General features: G+C 43.6%; 11 protein-coding genes. 6 read left to right on the plus strand and 5 right to left on the minus strand.

What is annotated here, in order from left to right:
- Window positions 1-164: 164 nt before the first annotated feature.
- The 3 genes from CYLST_RS32425 to CYLST_RS21075 form a co-directional block, all read right to left on the minus strand.
- Complete coding sequence (locus CYLST_RS32425) at window positions 165-3,281, minus strand: PAS domain-containing sensor histidine kinase (protein WP_015209769.1); 3,117 nt, start codon at window positions 3,279-3,281, stop codon at window positions 165-167.
- Between the two features lie 469 nt (window positions 3,282-3,750).
- Window positions 3,751-4,560, minus strand: a complete 810-nt coding sequence (gene grpE, locus CYLST_RS21070) for a nucleotide exchange factor GrpE (RefSeq protein WP_015209770.1) — start codon at window positions 4,558-4,560, stop codon at window positions 3,751-3,753.
- A 326-nt stretch (window positions 4,561-4,886) separates the two neighbouring features.
- Window positions 4,887-5,150 (minus strand): ParB N-terminal domain-containing protein, encoded by a 264-nt coding sequence (locus CYLST_RS21075; protein WP_015209771.1) that lies wholly within the window; start codon window positions 5,148-5,150, stop codon window positions 4,887-4,889.
- A gap of 113 nt (window positions 5,151-5,263) precedes the next feature.
- On the opposite strand from CYLST_RS21075, the gene CYLST_RS21080 reads away from it, so the two are divergent.
- Window positions 5,264-6,931 carry a SpoIID/LytB domain-containing protein gene (locus CYLST_RS21080; RefSeq protein WP_015209772.1) on the plus strand — a complete coding sequence of 556 codons (1,668 nt, stop codon included), beginning with the start codon at window positions 5,264-5,266 and terminating at the stop codon, window positions 6,929-6,931.
- Between the two features lie 265 nt (window positions 6,932-7,196).
- On the opposite strand, the gene CYLST_RS21085 is transcribed toward CYLST_RS21080, so the two are convergent.
- Complete coding sequence (locus CYLST_RS21085; RefSeq protein WP_015209773.1) at window positions 7,197-7,496, minus strand: ferredoxin; 300 nt, start codon at window positions 7,494-7,496, stop codon at window positions 7,197-7,199.
- A gap of 406 nt (window positions 7,497-7,902) precedes the next feature.
- On the opposite strand from CYLST_RS21085, the gene CYLST_RS21090 reads away from it, so the two are divergent.
- Both CYLST_RS21090 and map read left to right on the plus strand, forming a co-directional pair.
- On the plus strand, window positions 7,903-8,907 hold the full coding sequence (locus CYLST_RS21090; RefSeq protein WP_015209774.1) for a Gfo/Idh/MocA family protein: 1,005 nt from the start codon (window positions 7,903-7,905) through the stop codon (window positions 8,905-8,907).
- Window positions 8,908-8,917: 10 nt separating this feature from the next.
- Window positions 8,918-9,679 (plus strand): type I methionyl aminopeptidase, encoded by a 762-nt coding sequence (gene map, locus CYLST_RS21095; protein ID WP_015209775.1) that lies wholly within the window; start codon window positions 8,918-8,920, stop codon window positions 9,677-9,679.
- 56 nt (window positions 9,680-9,735) lie between these two features.
- Here map and CYLST_RS21100 read toward each other — a convergent pair whose 3' ends face one another.
- Window positions 9,736-11,088 (minus strand): pentapeptide repeat-containing protein, encoded by a 1,353-nt coding sequence (locus CYLST_RS21100; protein WP_015209776.1) that lies wholly within the window; start codon window positions 11,086-11,088, stop codon window positions 9,736-9,738.
- A 476-nt stretch (window positions 11,089-11,564) separates the two neighbouring features.
- Between CYLST_RS21100 and CYLST_RS21110 the strand changes: the two genes are divergently transcribed.
- From CYLST_RS21110 to CYLST_RS21120, 3 genes are all read left to right on the plus strand, one after another.
- Entirely contained in the window at window positions 11,565-12,308 is a 744-nt protein-coding gene (locus CYLST_RS21110) for a tetratricopeptide repeat protein (RefSeq protein ID WP_015209777.1), read from the plus strand.
- A 208-nt stretch (window positions 12,309-12,516) separates the two neighbouring features.
- A complete protein-coding gene (locus tag CYLST_RS21115) occupies window positions 12,517-13,638 on the plus strand; it encodes a tetratricopeptide repeat protein (protein WP_015209778.1) in 1,122 nt (373 codons plus the stop codon).
- 171 nt (window positions 13,639-13,809) lie between these two features.
- On the plus strand, window positions 13,810-15,300 hold the full coding sequence (locus CYLST_RS21120) for a tetratricopeptide repeat protein (protein WP_015209779.1): 1,491 nt from the start codon (window positions 13,810-13,812) through the stop codon (window positions 15,298-15,300).
- Window positions 15,301-15,372 lie beyond the last annotated feature (72 nt).

Genomic DNA, 15,372 nt, shown 5'->3' on the forward strand with positions numbered 1-15,372 from the left:
TTTGTAGATGAATCCTCAATTTTAGCTGCTCAAGGATTTAAGCCTATTTTTATTTATAATTACTAATTGTTAACTTATAATTATCAAAATTAACAGACTTATAAAAGTTAGCAGTAAACATTAAAAATAGAAGAGTTGTGAAGACAACTATTCTTGGTAATTCATCATTGGTGCAGAGGAATAGTAATTACAAATTCCGAACCATTTCCTAGCTGCGAAAAACATTCCAAAGAACCGCCATGTCGTTGGGAGATAATTTGGTAGCTAATGGATAGCCCCATGCCAGTGCCTTTACCAATAGGCTTTGTGGTAAAGAATGGGTCAAATAGTCGATTTTGAACTTCCTCTGGAATTCCTACTCCGTTGTCAGCAATGGAAATTGTGACCTTATTTGCTTCTAAGAATTGAGTACGAATATGAATCTGGGGATTGTTGCTCATTTTTTGAGTGCTGATTGACTCTTCTAGAGCATCAATTGCATTCGCCAAAATATTCATAAAGACCTGGTTGAGTTGTCCAGCATAACATTCCACCAATGGCAGGTTACCGTATTCTTTGACTACCTGAATTCCGCAGCGGCCAGGTGTAGCTTTAACTCGATGATCTAAAATCATCAGTGTACTATCAATACCCTCATGGATATTTACCTCTTTCATCTCAGCTTCATCCATGCGGGAGAAAGTGCGAAGGGATACGACAATTTCCCGAATGCGCTGCGCCCCAATTTCGATAGATTTGAGAAGTTTTGGCAAGTCCTCTATCAAGAATTCTAAGTCTATCTCTGCTACTATTTCCTGAATTTGAGGCGCGGGATCAGAATAGTATTGCTGGTAGAGTCTGACTAGTGTCATTAAATCTTGGATGTAGTCGTTGGCATGGGTAAGGTTGCCGTAAATGAAATTGACAGGGTTGTTGATTTCATGAGCCACACCTGCGACCAGTTGCCCTAGACCAGACATTTTTTCGCTTTGAATCAGCTGCATTTGAGTGTGCTGGAGTTCTTGGATGGCTGTTTCTAAGTCGAATGCCTGCTGCTTTAACCTCTGCTCTGCTTGTTTGCGCTCTGTGATGTCCAGCACCATTGATGCAATACTAATTACTTCACCATTGTCAGCTACTAAGGGGTTGTTATACCACTCACAAATAATTGTCCTATTGTCTTTTGTCAGGTTCTCATTGACGCCCAAAATTTTCTCTGGTGCTTCCAAAAGAGCAGTCATGACCAAATCTACATATTCTCTAGCGATATCAGGAACTAAAAATTTGAAATAACAACCGAGAACTTCACTTCTGCTGTATCCAAAAATTTTTTCTGCCGCAGGATTCCATTCCTGAATCTCAAGTTTGGTATTCCATTCAATTACACCTATTGGTGTTTGTTGAATTAACATTGCTAATCTTTGCTGGGAAGCCCGTAATTCTATTTCTATCTGTTGCCGTTCGTTAATCTCAGCCTGTAGCGCTTGATTGCTTCGTGCCAGTTCTTTAGTTCGCTCTTCTACTCGTCTTTCTAGTTCGGCATAAGCTTGCTGTAGTGCCTCCTCTGCTTCTTTACTACGGGTTATGTCCATCATTAGACCATCCCAGATAATTGACCCATCGGCTTGCAGTTCTGGACGGGATGCAGCCTGTACCCATTTGATTTGTTCGCCAGGCAAAAACATTCGTCTTTCCCAAAGCCATGGTTGTAAGGTTTGGGCTGAAATAGCAACGGATTGTTGAAACTCCTGAAGTTCATCTGGATGCATGAGTGAAATTATCGCCTGAGGATCGGCAAAAATTTCTTCTGGTGTCAACCCACATAGTTCATAGGAACCAGAATTAACATAGGGGAAGGAGACAGAGCCATCGGGTTGCAGCCTAAACTGGTAGAGCATTCCCGGCACGTTTGCTGATAGCTTTTGGAAGTTTGCCTCACTTTGATGTAGGGCTTCCTCAGTGCGTTTGCGCTCGGTGATATCTTCGTAAGTGCCAAGGATACCTACCACATTGCCTTGAGCGTCGCGCAGAGGAATTTTATTGGTATCTGCCCAAGTCAGCTTGCCCTCAATTTGTTGTTGCGTTTCAATTATGTGCAGTTCTGCTATGCCTGATTCCATCACACGGCGATCGCATTCCTGATACCAGTCTGACTCTTCCTTTGTCCAAGGCAAATCATAGTCAGTTAACCCAACAATATTTTCTGGGGAATCTAGGCCTGCAACCCGGGCAAAGTTCTGGTTACAGCCCAAATAAGTTAAATTACTGTCTTTCCAAAAAATTAACTGGGGGATGTTATCCATCACCAGTTGTAATAGTTGTTGTGACGATCGCTGTCGAGTTTCTAGCAAGGTGAGTTCCCGCAGCGCGGCCAGACGCTCGCTAACTTCCTGCTCCAACTGAGCAATTGCACGACTGAGTTCGGCAGTGCGTTCTTCTACTCTGTCCTCCAGTTGGTTATTTAATTGCTGTAAAGCTAATTCTGCTTCTTTGCGAATGGTGATATCTGCAAAATTGCCGAGAATACCAATGATCTTACCGCCTTGATCGCAAAGCAGCATTCTATTTGTTTCCACCCACCGCTGCCTACCGTCTGCTTGCAATTGGGTTTCGATTAAACCATATTCGGGTCTCTGAGACTCGATCACCCGGCGATCGCATTCTTGATACCAGTCAGCGTCCTCCTTTTTCCAAGCCAAGTCATGATCTGTCTTACCAACAATCTTCTCTGGGGAACCAACCCCCGCCGCGATCGCAAATTTCTCGTTGCAACCCAAATATACCGAATCGCGGTCTTTCCAAAAAATTGCCTGGGGAATATTGTCCATCACTAGTTGCAGCAGCTGTTTTGAGGAATGCAGTTCCGCTTCCACTTGCCGATACTTTGTACTCTCTCGAATAGAACCAATTAAGAACTTATTACCTGCATCATCCACGAATAACCATTTTTTAGTGGAAATCAAATGCACCACACCCAGCGCATTGGTCAAATACTCTTCATTCTCATTGGTAATGCCTGTTGTCAAAACTAGTTGATCTTTTTCCCAAAACACATCAGCTTCAGCTTTCAGCAAAAAGTCATAATCTGACTTGCCAATCAGTTCTTCTCGATCACGTCCCAATAATTTACAGAAAGCATCATTGAGCAGTACCCAACGATGTTGGCTATCTTTGACAAAAATTGGTTCTTCTGCACCGTTGATGATTTGGAGTAGAAAGGTAACAGAAAAATTTTCCTGCTGGTCTTTGAGTGGATAATTACTGGCGGCTTCTTGTTGTTGGAGGGGATTTTTCTTTTGCATGCCTGAATTCCTGTTTGTAAGCCTTTAGCCCCAATTTGCACCTTTTAGGTGTTACACTTCAAGAAGTTTTGAGGAAAATTTGCCTGAGATATTCACTCAACAAGTATTTTACTTTATATAAGTACCCAGCCCTGTGGACAAAACTGATTTTCATCATCAAATTTTATTAACAGTCAGGTTTGACAAAATTATTTAAATCTTGATTCCTTAGCCAAAGTTCTCACCTGTGCCAGTGACATAGGCTGAATGTGAATTTTCAACTCCAGAAGAGTGGAGGTTATGCAATCAACCTCGAAGAGAAGTGCCTTGAGGCTATAGCTCCCGCTATTTTATTATTCTCCATATCTATGATATTTCTCCGATTATAGTGAATTTTTTCGGTTAAATTGGCTTTTAAATTGGTAAGATTAACAATTAATCACAAGTAATCACAAGATTTCAACTAAATTCAGCATCCAAATCTCGAATTTTACATAGGACTTACCTTGGCTCGATAAAGCAACTTCTCACCTTGACGATAGCCTGTATAGCGTACCTTAACTGTTTCACCTAGCTGTGAACTTCCTGCCATCAATTGGTGCAATTGGGGATTGTATGGTAGTTCTGCTCCCACAGGTGCGATCGCTTGTATGCCCCATGTTTGTAACAGGTTTTCTAGGGATTTTTGCACCAAAGGTACTATTTTAACTGCCGCTAATTGGGGATTCTCCTGCGCTTTCTGTGCTGCCGTTGGCCACTGTAATAACAAAGTCTCCAGCGAATGTAAGCTCGACTGTTGAAACTCTTGCAGTAATACCTCTCGTTGCTGTTCTAGTACTAACAATATTCGCTGGTACTCTCTTTGTAAATCTGCAATTCGGTGTAATAATTCCTGCTCACTGGTTGAGTTGTGAGTGCTCAGTTGTAAGTCTGGCTGTTTTTCTTCTTCCATACTCAGCACTCGGCACGGGCTACGCCCTGCACTGACTACAGCACTCGGTTCTGATTTTAGACTCAGGACTCGGTGCTGGGTAAACCCTGCACTGACTACAGCATTTGGAACTGAAAAGGTTTCTACTAATTCACTTAATGATATTTGTAGCACTTGCGATAGCTTCAGCACCCCATCCACCCGCATCTGCTCTAGTTCTCCCCGCCGCAACCGCAAAATTTGCCGCTCTGAGACACCAGCAGCGCGACTCAGTGATTTAAAACTAGAAACACCCACCCGTTGCATTAAATTTTGCAACGGGTGGGTGAAGTCAATTTGGGGATTTTGGGAATCTAAGCTGCTATGCATAGTCAGGAATTGGTGATTGGGCATAGGGCACTATTAATTATCACCATTTTCCTTTGCTTTTATGCAGGATAGATCAATCTTCTAGCAAACTTCTGAGCATCCAGGCTGTTTTTTCATGGATGTCAGCCAGCAGATGAGACCAACATAAAGACAATTTTTGCTCTATTGGCGTTGTCAATGCCGATCTTTACGACTCGTGAAGCCTAAAGCCCCCGTGCTGGACTCCAGGGGAGTATGTCAAAGGTATGACTGTTGTTTCAGATGCCATAATTTTCTTCTAATTAGGTTATATGTCAGTTGTTTATTTTGATCACTGGACTCTTGACTCATGCCAAGTGCATTTTCAAAACGCTGCGGGTAGCTTTGCGGACTCTGGCTAAGATGGTTTTTTGGCCTAACCGCTGACAAGCTTCATAGCGATGGCAACCAGAAAAGCCATAATACTGTCCATCTACTTCTAGGACATCTATGGGTTCTTGCTGCCCAATCGCCGCAATCGATGCCATTAAAGTTTGCACTTTATTTGGATCGTTCTGACGCGGCAGGGGCCGGTTAATCTGATTTAATGGAATTTCTTGTACCCTAACCATAAGGAGCAAAGCTCGACTAGTTCTTTTTGATGACCTTAAATAAATCATAGTCATTATGACTTTGATTTGCAAGCGTTCAGTACAAAACGGGTAACGGTATCATTAGAGCGTTCATGCGACAAAACCACTACATTAGAAAGCAAATTGAAAATCCTCCCCAACGCCGCACTGGGGGACGTTATCAACTTTTCATGAAAATCTTATTCTGGCGTTGTTCCTACAATGTACTGACGACATTTTGCTTATTGGGACTGACAGCTGCATCAGGTCCTGTGAGCAACTCCAAGGATGTGGAACTGAGAATTGGGATTGTGCAGCGATTTGGCGATAAACCTACAGCCAAACTGCAACTAGCACCCACAAAAGGCGATCGCTTAAAGTTAACGTGGACAGTAGGCACTCGGCAGCAAACCCTAATCACTCAAAACCCGATCAAGCTGGAGACAGCTATGCAGCCTTTGCCTCAACCAGCAGTGACAGAGGTAGTGGTTTTGGGCAACTACCGCACCTTTGAAACCGCTGAAGACAGTGCCCAAAATTGGCGTGCTCAGGGAATAGCCGTAGAAATAGCCCAGCCAGAACGTTGGCAAGTGTGGGCAAAACGGGATGTCTATAGCACTCCCTTACTGCGACGCTTACTAGTGCAAAGTATAGAAGCGTCGGGCAAGAAAATTGCCTATCTGGACACCAAAATACTGCAACAAGTGCCGCGAGTTAGTTGGGTACTGAATGGCTTGCGCTACAGCCCAAATTATCTGTCCATTAGTACTAACAAAAACTTGATTCGGGTAAATAAAGGCGAAAAACTGGAAAGCGATCGTCTTTACGCTGGGCGAATGAACTTGCAGCCAAACGCCTACGGTACTTACACTCTGGTTAATCAAGTCCCCCTGGAAACTTATGTGCGCGGGGTTTTGCCTTACGAAATTGGCACAAATGCTCCTGCTTCGGCGATGGAGGCGCAGGCGATTATTGCCCGCACCTATGCCCTGCGAAATTTACGTAGGTTTGCTATAGATGACTACCAGTTATGTGCTGATACTCACTGCCAAGTCTACGATGGACTAAGTGGAGCAGCGACAAGCACAGATCGAGCGATCGCCGCGACACGAAGTATGGTACTAACTTATCAAAACGAGTTAGTGGATGCCCTGTATTCTTCAACCACAGGTGGTGTTACGGCGAACTTCAGTGATGTTTGGAATGGTGAAGATCGTCCCTATCTGCGACCAGTAGTGGATGCGGCGACGAATATTTGGGACTTATCTAGGCAGAGTTTAGCAGATGAGCAGAAATTCCAGCAGTTTATCAGTTTAAAAGCAGGATTTAATGAAAGTAGCTGGGGTGTGTTTCGTTGGCGGAAAGAAACCAGCCTAGAAGATATTACCAAGGACTTGCAGAAATTTCTGCGGGTGAAAAATAGTCCCTATGCCAAATTCAAAACCATTCAGGAGATAGCCGTAGTCAAACGCAGTCAAAGCGGACGTATTCTCGAACTCGCAGTCAAAACTAATATCGGTACTTTTAACTTACACAAAGACGAAGTTCGCAGTGCCTTTGCGGCTCCTATAAGCACACTTTTTTATCTGCAACCCTTGAATAAAGGCAAACCAGATCTGTGGGGATATGCCTTTATTGGCGGTGGACTGGGACATGGAGTTGGCTTAAGTCAAACTGGTGCCCAAAATTTAGCCAAGCTAGGTTGGTCGAGTCCGAAGATTCTTCAGTTCTATTATCCTGGCACTCAAATTAAAATCTTGGAGCGAGAGATTAAGCCATAGCTGCCAATCGCCAACACCGCGCTAAGAGCAAGGGGAAGAGTGCTCTTTTCAGGGAACAAAATTTTCCTTGTTCCCTGGCGCTTTCACCCTTCCCCAAAAAAGTAGAAAAGTTGCTTTTGTATTAGACGAATGTGAGATTCTGCCGCCTAAAAGCAGGCAGATTTTATGAAAAGCAAGTAAGCTTGCTAGACTTACTCGTCCGAAGACTTTCAGCCTGCTGTTTGCCTGATTGTCAAAGCAGGTTTATTGTTGAGACGCCTAACTCTTAATAAAGGTCTTCTTCTTTGTGGGTTTCGATTGTACAGTCAGAGGCTGGGTAGGCAACACAAGTCAGCACATATCCAGCTTCGATTTGGTCATCATCTAAGAATGACTGGTCAGACTGATCAACTGTACCCGATACGATTTTACCGGCACAGGTAGAACAAGCACCAGCGCGGCAAGAATAGGGCAGGTCAAGACCAGCTTCTTCAGCAGCGTCTAGAATATAGGTATCATCTTCAACGGCAATGGTTTGCTTCAGTCCTTCAGCTTCGTTAATTAGTGTTACTTGATAAGTAGCCATTGAGTATTCCTCTCTTTTGCAAACGGCAGATAAGTTATCCTAAAGCAAAGGCTACGGCTACTCTTATGGAATTAGCCGCTGGGTTAATTTTGCTTCAATTCTGATACTACGGGAAAAATTAAAGGATGTAACTGGAAATCGACCCCGATTAGTAATGAAATTTAGTTAGTTATTACTAATAAGTTTTGCTTATATGTGTCCGAACTAGCCAAATGGCAATCAAATCCTTGCAGGTGTTGGATTTTTTGCCAGTTTTGAAGAAAGGCGCTCACGCTAGAAATATTTTCCTACATTACCTCTGACTCCTTTTTTTATAAAATACGAATGACACTGATGGCACTGTAATTGATTCAGCGGTCAGCCAGCGAGGGATAATCAACAGTAACTATTTTGCTAACAGACGATCATGTATAGTTCCGAGGCATTTTTGTCTAATTCAAGAGTGCGGGTGGGTTTGGTTGGTACTGGGTATGCAGCAAAGTTAAGGGCTGGGGCATTGTTGCATGATCAGAGAACGCTAATAGTAGCGATTGTCGGCCATACTCCGGAAACGACAGAAGCTTTTGCCAAAGAATTCCAGACTGAGGCGCTGAGTTCTTGGCAACAGCTAGTAGAGCGTGAAGATGTGGATCTAGTTGTGATCTCCACTATTAATGGAGATCATGGTAAAATCGCCCGTGCAGCACTTGCTAGCGGCAAACACGTGATTGTTGAGTATCCCCTTTCTGTGGATCTAACCGAAGCTGAAGAACTGATCGCCTTAGCCAAAACACAAAAAAAATTACTGCACGTCGAACACATTGAACTTTTGGGCGGCTTGCATCAAGCTTTAAAGCAGCACTTAGCCAAAATTGGCGAGTTATTTTATGTTCGCTACAGTACGATCAATCCCCAACATCCCGCACCGCGCAAGTGGACTTATCACCATGAACTTTTCGGCTTTCCCTTGATAGGAGCGCTTTCCCGATTACATCGGCTCACCAATTTGTTTGGCAAAGTTTTGACGGTTAACTGTCATCAGCGATATTGGGAAACAGAAGCAGAATATTACCAAACCTGTTTTTGTGTGACTCAACTGTGTTTTGAAAGTGGGTTGTTAGCACAAGTGATCTATGGTAAAGGCGAAACCCTTTGGCAGTCAGAGCGCAAATTTGAAGTTCATGGGGAACAGGGCGGTTTAGTTTTTGATGGTGACACAGGTGTTTTAGTGCAGCCAGGGGAAACAACACCGATTGAGGTTGGTACTCGTCGGGGTTTATTTGCCAAGGACACTAATATGGTGTTAGATCATCTTTTTCATGGCACTCCCTTGTACGTTACTCCTGCTGAGAGTTTGTACGCCCTCAAGGTAGCTGATGCTGCACAACGAGCAGCAGAGACAGGATTGACTATATTTTTAACAGACCAGTAAATCAAATTCCATGAAAACCGAACTAATTGTGATTTTATCCCAACGAGAACTGGACAAAATGCGTCAGGCTGGACGCTTGGCGGCGAAGTTGCTACAACATCTAGAACCGTTGGTGAAGCCGGGGGTGACTACTCTCCAACTCAATGATGAAGCTGAACGTTGGACGCAAGCTCACGGAGCCAAAAGTGCGCCTCTCGGTTACAAAGGCTATCCCAAGTCAATTTGCACTAGTGTGAATGAGGTAATCTGTCACGGGATTCCTAATGCCAAACAGATTCTTAAAGAAGGTGACATTATTAATATCGATGTCACACCGATTGTGGATGGCTACCACGGTGATACATCTAAAACATTCATGGTGGGGACTCCTGCCCCAAAGACGAGAAAGCTGGTAGAGGTAACTGAGGAATGTCTCCGCTTGGGTATTGCTGAGGTTAAACCAGGGGGACGGATTGGCGATATTGGTGCAGCTATTCAAGAGTATGCTGAGGCTCAAGGCTTTTCTGTGGTGCGCGATTTCGTCGGACATGGCATCAGCAATATTTTTCACACGGCGCCGGATGTTCCTCACTATGGGACGCGGGATAAGGGTAAGCGTCTGAGAGCAGGGATGGTGTTTACTATTGAGCCGATGATTAATGAGGGTACTTACGAAGTTGAGATGCTGAATGATGGCTGGACTGCTGTGACTCGCGATCGCTTACTTTCAGCCCAATTCGAGCATACCTTAGCGGTGACAGAAGATGGCGTGGAAATTCTGACTTTACCTTAACCACCGAATATCCCTGCCTCAAACCCTTGCACCTTTGTTGGATGCCGATAATTTTATTATCTCCCCAAATTATTGGGTATGCCTTCACAACCGCCGGGAATGGTGAGTCTAGTTTTTTCTCCACACCAGGCGCAGCAGTAAAATCGGGCAGCATCAGACATTCGCTGCACATTGCTGAAATCGGCATTTTCTACTACAGCGCCTGTGTGTTCGCCAGTTTCATAGTTTGGTGGTAGAGTGCGACTACGGGGTGATGCTTTTTCTAATAACCCATAAAATAGACGAATGCCGTTGAGGTCAGCACCGCTGAGGTTGGCATCATATAAGATCGTGCGGGAAAGGTTGGCTTTGACTAAGTCACAACCGCTTAAGTTTGCATGGACAAGATTAGCTTCGCTCAGATCAGTCCAACGCAAATCGGTGCCAGAAAGGTCTGCCGCAGCTAGCATGACGCCTAAATCAATCACGCGCACACCTTCGAGGCGGTCTTCGGCGTAACCCCCCATGCCGTCGAGGATCGGTCTGCCTAAACGGCGATCGCGTTTTAGCGGTGATAGTAATTTGGAACGGGAGAGAAAACGGAGTATTTTCGCTTTACCGCTACCGTCAACACTACTAAAAATAGCAGCAGTGCGTCCTTCAGCGATCGCTCTTTCTTGGGGCCAATCTTCTAATAATCCTTCTTCGTCTAAGACTAAGTCGGAAACGCCTTGGAAATAAGAATCAATTGTCTGCTGCTGGGTGATGATATTTTGCTGTACCGTCAGCAGGTTTTGCTGAATTGTCAAGTCTTTAGAAATGACGTATTGTCGCCAAGCAACGTAAACGGCGATGATGGCGATGAGAATTTGCCCTAGGGCACCAAACCAATCGGCTAGGGTACCAGCAACGTCCCAGTTAATTCTGCTTCCCCAAATTAATAGGCGATCGCTCGTACCAGTAAACTTGACTAAGCCGATGATGGCGACTATCAGTCCGAAAATGGCTACAAGTATGGTTCTCTCTTGGGGTGAAAACCACTCTTTCACTGACTGTTGCAACCAGGGTAACAGCATTGCCAGGGATAAGAGCAAAGTTACCAGGGTTCCCAACACGCCTACAATCCAGTTATTGATAGCTAAACCGATGAACGTGATCGCGATCGCTACTAAGGTAATTAGCAATGCCCTTGGTTGCGCTGCGAATTGATTGCTAGGGCGTTCTTGAAGGCTAGAACGGGCTTGTTTTAGGGCAACTGTATTTTGCGGAGATTGCAAAGACGCAATTGCCGCTAAGGCTTGTTGTCTTGCCAGTCCTGCTGAGGTCAAGTTATTTTGACTTGCATCACCATCAAAATCATTTGGTTGCAAGTCATCTTCGGGGCTGGGTTCTGGGGTTGGTGGTTTGTTTGAGTTAGATTCAATCGACATGCTTTCTCTTGTGACCCAGCAGACTTAGTTCAAATCTGTTTGAGTTTAATTGCCAATAACTAGGGTGTTGTCAAAAATATCTTTAGTTTATATTAAACATGTTGCATCTGGGCATAAGTAGATTTTAAAGTAATTTTGGCTAAATTCATCAGCCAGAATAGATAAATTTGCTGCCCTAAATTGAGAATTTTAAATTTTGATTTTTAGATTTTGTCTGGCTGCTTCATCCAAAACTAATCATCCTACTTAATCTAAAATCGGTACAGTTACTTCCACACTTCGGTAAGGAAGCTCAAACCACAATCATTGCTTTTTTGATGACAATTATGGTATAATATTTGTGCTTTATGGTTGCACAATAAATAGATTTTTTCTGACAATTTTCGGAAAATAATTGATAAAAATTTAGAGATTTTGCTAATATTTGAAAAGCCGTAGAGGTTTTGGCATTGTAGTATGAGTTCTGTAGGTATAGCATGGTCGTTTGGCGCGGCTTCGTTGCCTCTAGCTTTATCAGTTTTTTTATATTTGGCTGTGGTGATTTGGCAATCTCATCGACAGAAAATACCAAGCAAGTTGTCCAGGAAACTAATGTTGCCCAACTTCTCACAGAAGCACAGTCTACCCAAAAAGCCAGGGATTTATTTCATCAAGGCAATACTTTTTTAGACGCGCGACTCTTCAAAGAAGCGATCGCATCTTATGACAAAGCGATCGCGATTAAACCCGAAAGCGCCGGAGCTTGGAATAACCGAGGGAATGCTTTAACAGGTTTGCAGCGCTATCAAGATGCTCTAGAATCTTACGACAAAGCGATCGCCATCCAACCGAACAAAGACGAAGCTTGGTTCAATCGTGGCAATAGTTTGACGTCTTTGCAGCGCTACAAAGATGCAGTTACAGCCTACAACAAAGCGATCGCGCTCAAACCCAAAAAATATGAAGCCTGGATTAACCGAGGCATTGCTCTGACTAAGTTACAGCGTTACCAAGATGGTTTAGCATCCTACGATCAAGCGATCGCCATCAAGCCAGATTTGCACGCCGCATATTATAACAAAGCCTGCTCCTATGCTTTACAAAGCAATCTAGATGCAGCCATTGAGAACCTAGACAAAGCCATCCAATTGGTTCCTAATAAATACCAGAAACTAGCTAAAACCGACCCAGACTTTGATAAAGTACGTGATGATAAGCGGTTTCAACAATTAATAAAATAGCAAAAGTGCCAGACGATTGGAAATCGCGGCTATACAAACAAAGTCTGCCTCCGCAGACTCAAAATTTCCTGATTCTATTAGTCCTTGTCTTGTGGACTTTGCGGAAAGTGCCGCGACTTCTAGTCGTTAGGGCTAAAAGTTTATTCTTTATAAAGAGTAAAATCTAACACTCTAGAATAGATATTAAATCAAAATTATCAGGTACAGTATGATATCTTGGCGCAGATTTACTGGCAATGCTTGCTTGAGTTTTGTCGCCCTATCACTCAGCAGTTGTCACCACCCCAAAACAGCGCGAGAGATGATTAAACAAGCCAGAGAAAGCGCAGTTTTAATCAACTATACCGACAAACTAGGACAAGGTACAGAACTGATTGCCAAACTCCAAGGTAAAACACCCCGAAGACAACAGCAGTCTACAACAGGTGTAAATTCCCCAGCCGGTGATGCAGTTGGGAGATTCAAATGGGGTATGCCGATAAATGTTGATTTGGCAAATGCTCTCCCTACTCCCACAGAGTCAGAAGCTGCCCAAAAGGCGGAGAAATTTTTGAACGAGGGTAATGATTACTCTGATAAGCAAGACTATCAGCAAGCGATCGCATCCTATGAAAAAGCCCTCGCCATCAAACCTGACTATGCTGATGCTTGGTACGGTAGAGGCTATGCTCTAGATGAGTTAAAACGCTACTCCGAAGCGATCGCATCCTATGAAAAAGCCCTCGCCATCAAACCTGACTATGCTGATGCTTGGATTAACCGAGGTAATGCCCTTGGTAAGTTAAAACGCTACTCCGAAGCGATCGCATCCTATGAAAAAGCCCTCGCCATTGAACCTGACTACTATCAAGCTTGGTATAACCGAGGTTTTGCCCTTGATGAGTTAAAACGCTACTCCGAAGCGATCGCATCCTATGACAAAGCCCTCGCCATTGAACCTGACTACCATCAAGCTTGGAATAACCGAGGTATTGCCCTTGTTGCGTTAAAACGCTACTCCGAAGCGATCGCATCCTATGACAAAGCCCTCGCCATTGAACCTGACTTGCATCCAGCTTGGAATAACCGAGGTAATGCCCTTGGTGAGTTAAAACGCTACTCCGAAGCGATCGCATCCTATGACAAAGCCCTCGCCATTGAACCTGACTTAGACGAAGCATATTATAACAAAGCTTGTTCCTATGCTTTGCAAGGCAATGCAGATCAAGCGATTGAGAACCTAAACAAAGCCATTCAATTAGTTCCTAATAAATACCAGAAATTAGCGAAAACTGACCCAGATTTTGCTAAAATTCGTAGTGATAAAAGGTTTCAGCAATTACTGCAATAGTTGATCAACGTCAATTTAAAGAGAATTTTTCCTGATTTTATTAGTCCTTGTCTTGCGGATTTTGCGGAAAATGCCGTGATTTCTAATCGTTAGGGCTAAAAGTTTATTCTCTATAAAGAGTAAAATCTAACACTCTAGAATAGATATTAAATCAAAATTATCAGGTACAGTATGATATCTTGGCGCAGATTTACTGGCAATGCTTGCTTGAGTTTTGTCGCCCTATCACTCAGCAGTTGTCACCACCCCAAAACAGCGCGAGAGATTATTAAACAAGCCAGAGAAAGCGCAGTTTTAATCAACTATGCCGACAAACTAGGACAAGGTACAGAACTGATTGCCAAACTCCAAGGTAAAACACCCCGAATACAACAGCAGTCTACAACAGGTGCAAATTCCCCAGCCGATGATGCAGTAGGGATATTCAACTGGGGTATGCCGATAAACGTTGATTTGGCAAATGCTCTCCCTACTCTCACAGAGTCAGAAGCTGCCCAAAAGGCGGAGGAATTTTTCAATCAGGGTAATGATTACATTGTTCAGCAAAACTATCAGCAAGCGATCGCATCCTATGAAAAAGCGATCGCCATCAAATCTGATTATGCTGATGCTTGGAATAACCGAGGTTCTGCCCTTGGTAACTTACAACGCTACAAAGATGCGCTAGCATCCTTTGATAAAGCGCTCGCCATCAAACCTGACGATGCTGATGCTTGGAATAACCGAGGTTCTGCCCTTGGTAACTTACAACGCTACAAAGATGCGCTAGCATCCTTTGATAAAGCGCTCGCCATCAAACCTGACTATGCTGAAGCTTGGAATAACCGAGGTTCTGCCCTTGCTAACTTACAACGCTACTCAGATGCGATCGCATCCTTTGATAAAGCAATTAGTATTAACCCTGATGATCAAATAGCAATCAATAATCGCGAAACTTTATTGAAACTACTAGGGCGTATGCCAATAAATGTTTATGCAGGGTCAGAAACAGTCCAAAAAGCGGAGGACTTTTTCAATCAGGGTAATGATTACGCTGTTCAGGGAAACTATCAGCAAGCGATCGCATCATATGAAAAAGTGATCGCCATCAAACCTGACTACTATCAAGCTTGGTATAACCGAGGTAATGCCCTACGTCAGTTACAACGTTACTCCGAAGCGATCGCATCCTATGAAAAAGCGATCGCCATCAAACCTGACTTGCATCAAGCTTGGAATAACCGAGGTTTTGCCCTTAGTGAGTTAAAACGCTACTCAGATGCGATCGCATCCTATGAAAAAGCCCTCGCCATCAAACCTGACTACCATGAAGCTTGGAATAACCGAGGTAATGCCCTTGTTGAGTTAAAACGCTACTCAGATGCGATCGCATCCTGGGAAAAAGGGCTCGCCATCAAACCTGACGACCATGAAGCTTGGTATAACCGAGGTCTTGCCCTTAGTGAGTTAAAACGCTATTCAGAAGCGATCGCATCATATGAAAAAGCGCTCGCCATCAAACCTGACTTGTATCAAGCTTGGAATAACCGAGGTATTGCCCTATTTAACTTAAAACGCTATGAAGAAGCACTCAAATCTTTTGATAAAGCAATTAGTATTAACCCTGATGATCAATTAGCAATCAATAATCGCCAAGCTGTATTGAAACAACTAGGGCGTTAAATTAGGGGTGAATTTAACTTCATCCAAAATCTATTTACCACCGCTTGCTCCCCTTAAAAAGGGGGACTTTAA

It is taken from the genome of Cylindrospermum stagnale PCC 7417, from assembly GCF_000317535.1.
Lineage (GTDB): Bacteria > Cyanobacteriota > Cyanobacteriia > Cyanobacteriales > Nostocaceae > Cylindrospermum > Cylindrospermum stagnale.

Coding starts and splice junctions, on each gene's coding strand:
- CYLST_RS32425 (WP_015209769.1), bottom strand. CDS start 3,281: ATGCAAAAGAAAAATCCCCTCCAACAACAAGAAGCCGCCAGTAATTAT.
- grpE (WP_015209770.1), bottom strand. CDS start 4,560: ATGCATAGCAGCTTAGATTCCCAAAATCCCCAAATTGACTTCACCCAC.
- CYLST_RS21075 (WP_015209771.1), bottom strand. CDS start 5,150: ATGGTTAGGGTACAAGAAATTCCATTAAATCAGATTAACCGGCCCCTG.
- CYLST_RS21080 (WP_015209772.1), top strand. CDS start 5,264: ATGCGACAAAACCACTACATTAGAAAGCAAATTGAAAATCCTCCCCAA.
- CYLST_RS21085 (WP_015209773.1), bottom strand. CDS start 7,496: ATGGCTACTTATCAAGTAACACTAATTAACGAAGCTGAAGGACTGAAG.
- CYLST_RS21090 (WP_015209774.1), top strand. CDS start 7,903: ATGTATAGTTCCGAGGCATTTTTGTCTAATTCAAGAGTGCGGGTGGGT.
- map (WP_015209775.1), top strand. CDS start 8,918: ATGAAAACCGAACTAATTGTGATTTTATCCCAACGAGAACTGGACAAA.
- CYLST_RS21100 (WP_015209776.1), bottom strand. CDS start 11,088: ATGTCGATTGAATCTAACTCAAACAAACCACCAACCCCAGAACCCAGC.
- CYLST_RS21110 (WP_015209777.1), top strand. CDS start 11,565: ATGGTCGTTTGGCGCGGCTTCGTTGCCTCTAGCTTTATCAGTTTTTTT.
- CYLST_RS21115 (WP_015209778.1), top strand. CDS start 12,517: ATGATATCTTGGCGCAGATTTACTGGCAATGCTTGCTTGAGTTTTGTC.
- CYLST_RS21120 (WP_015209779.1), top strand. CDS start 13,810: ATGATATCTTGGCGCAGATTTACTGGCAATGCTTGCTTGAGTTTTGTC.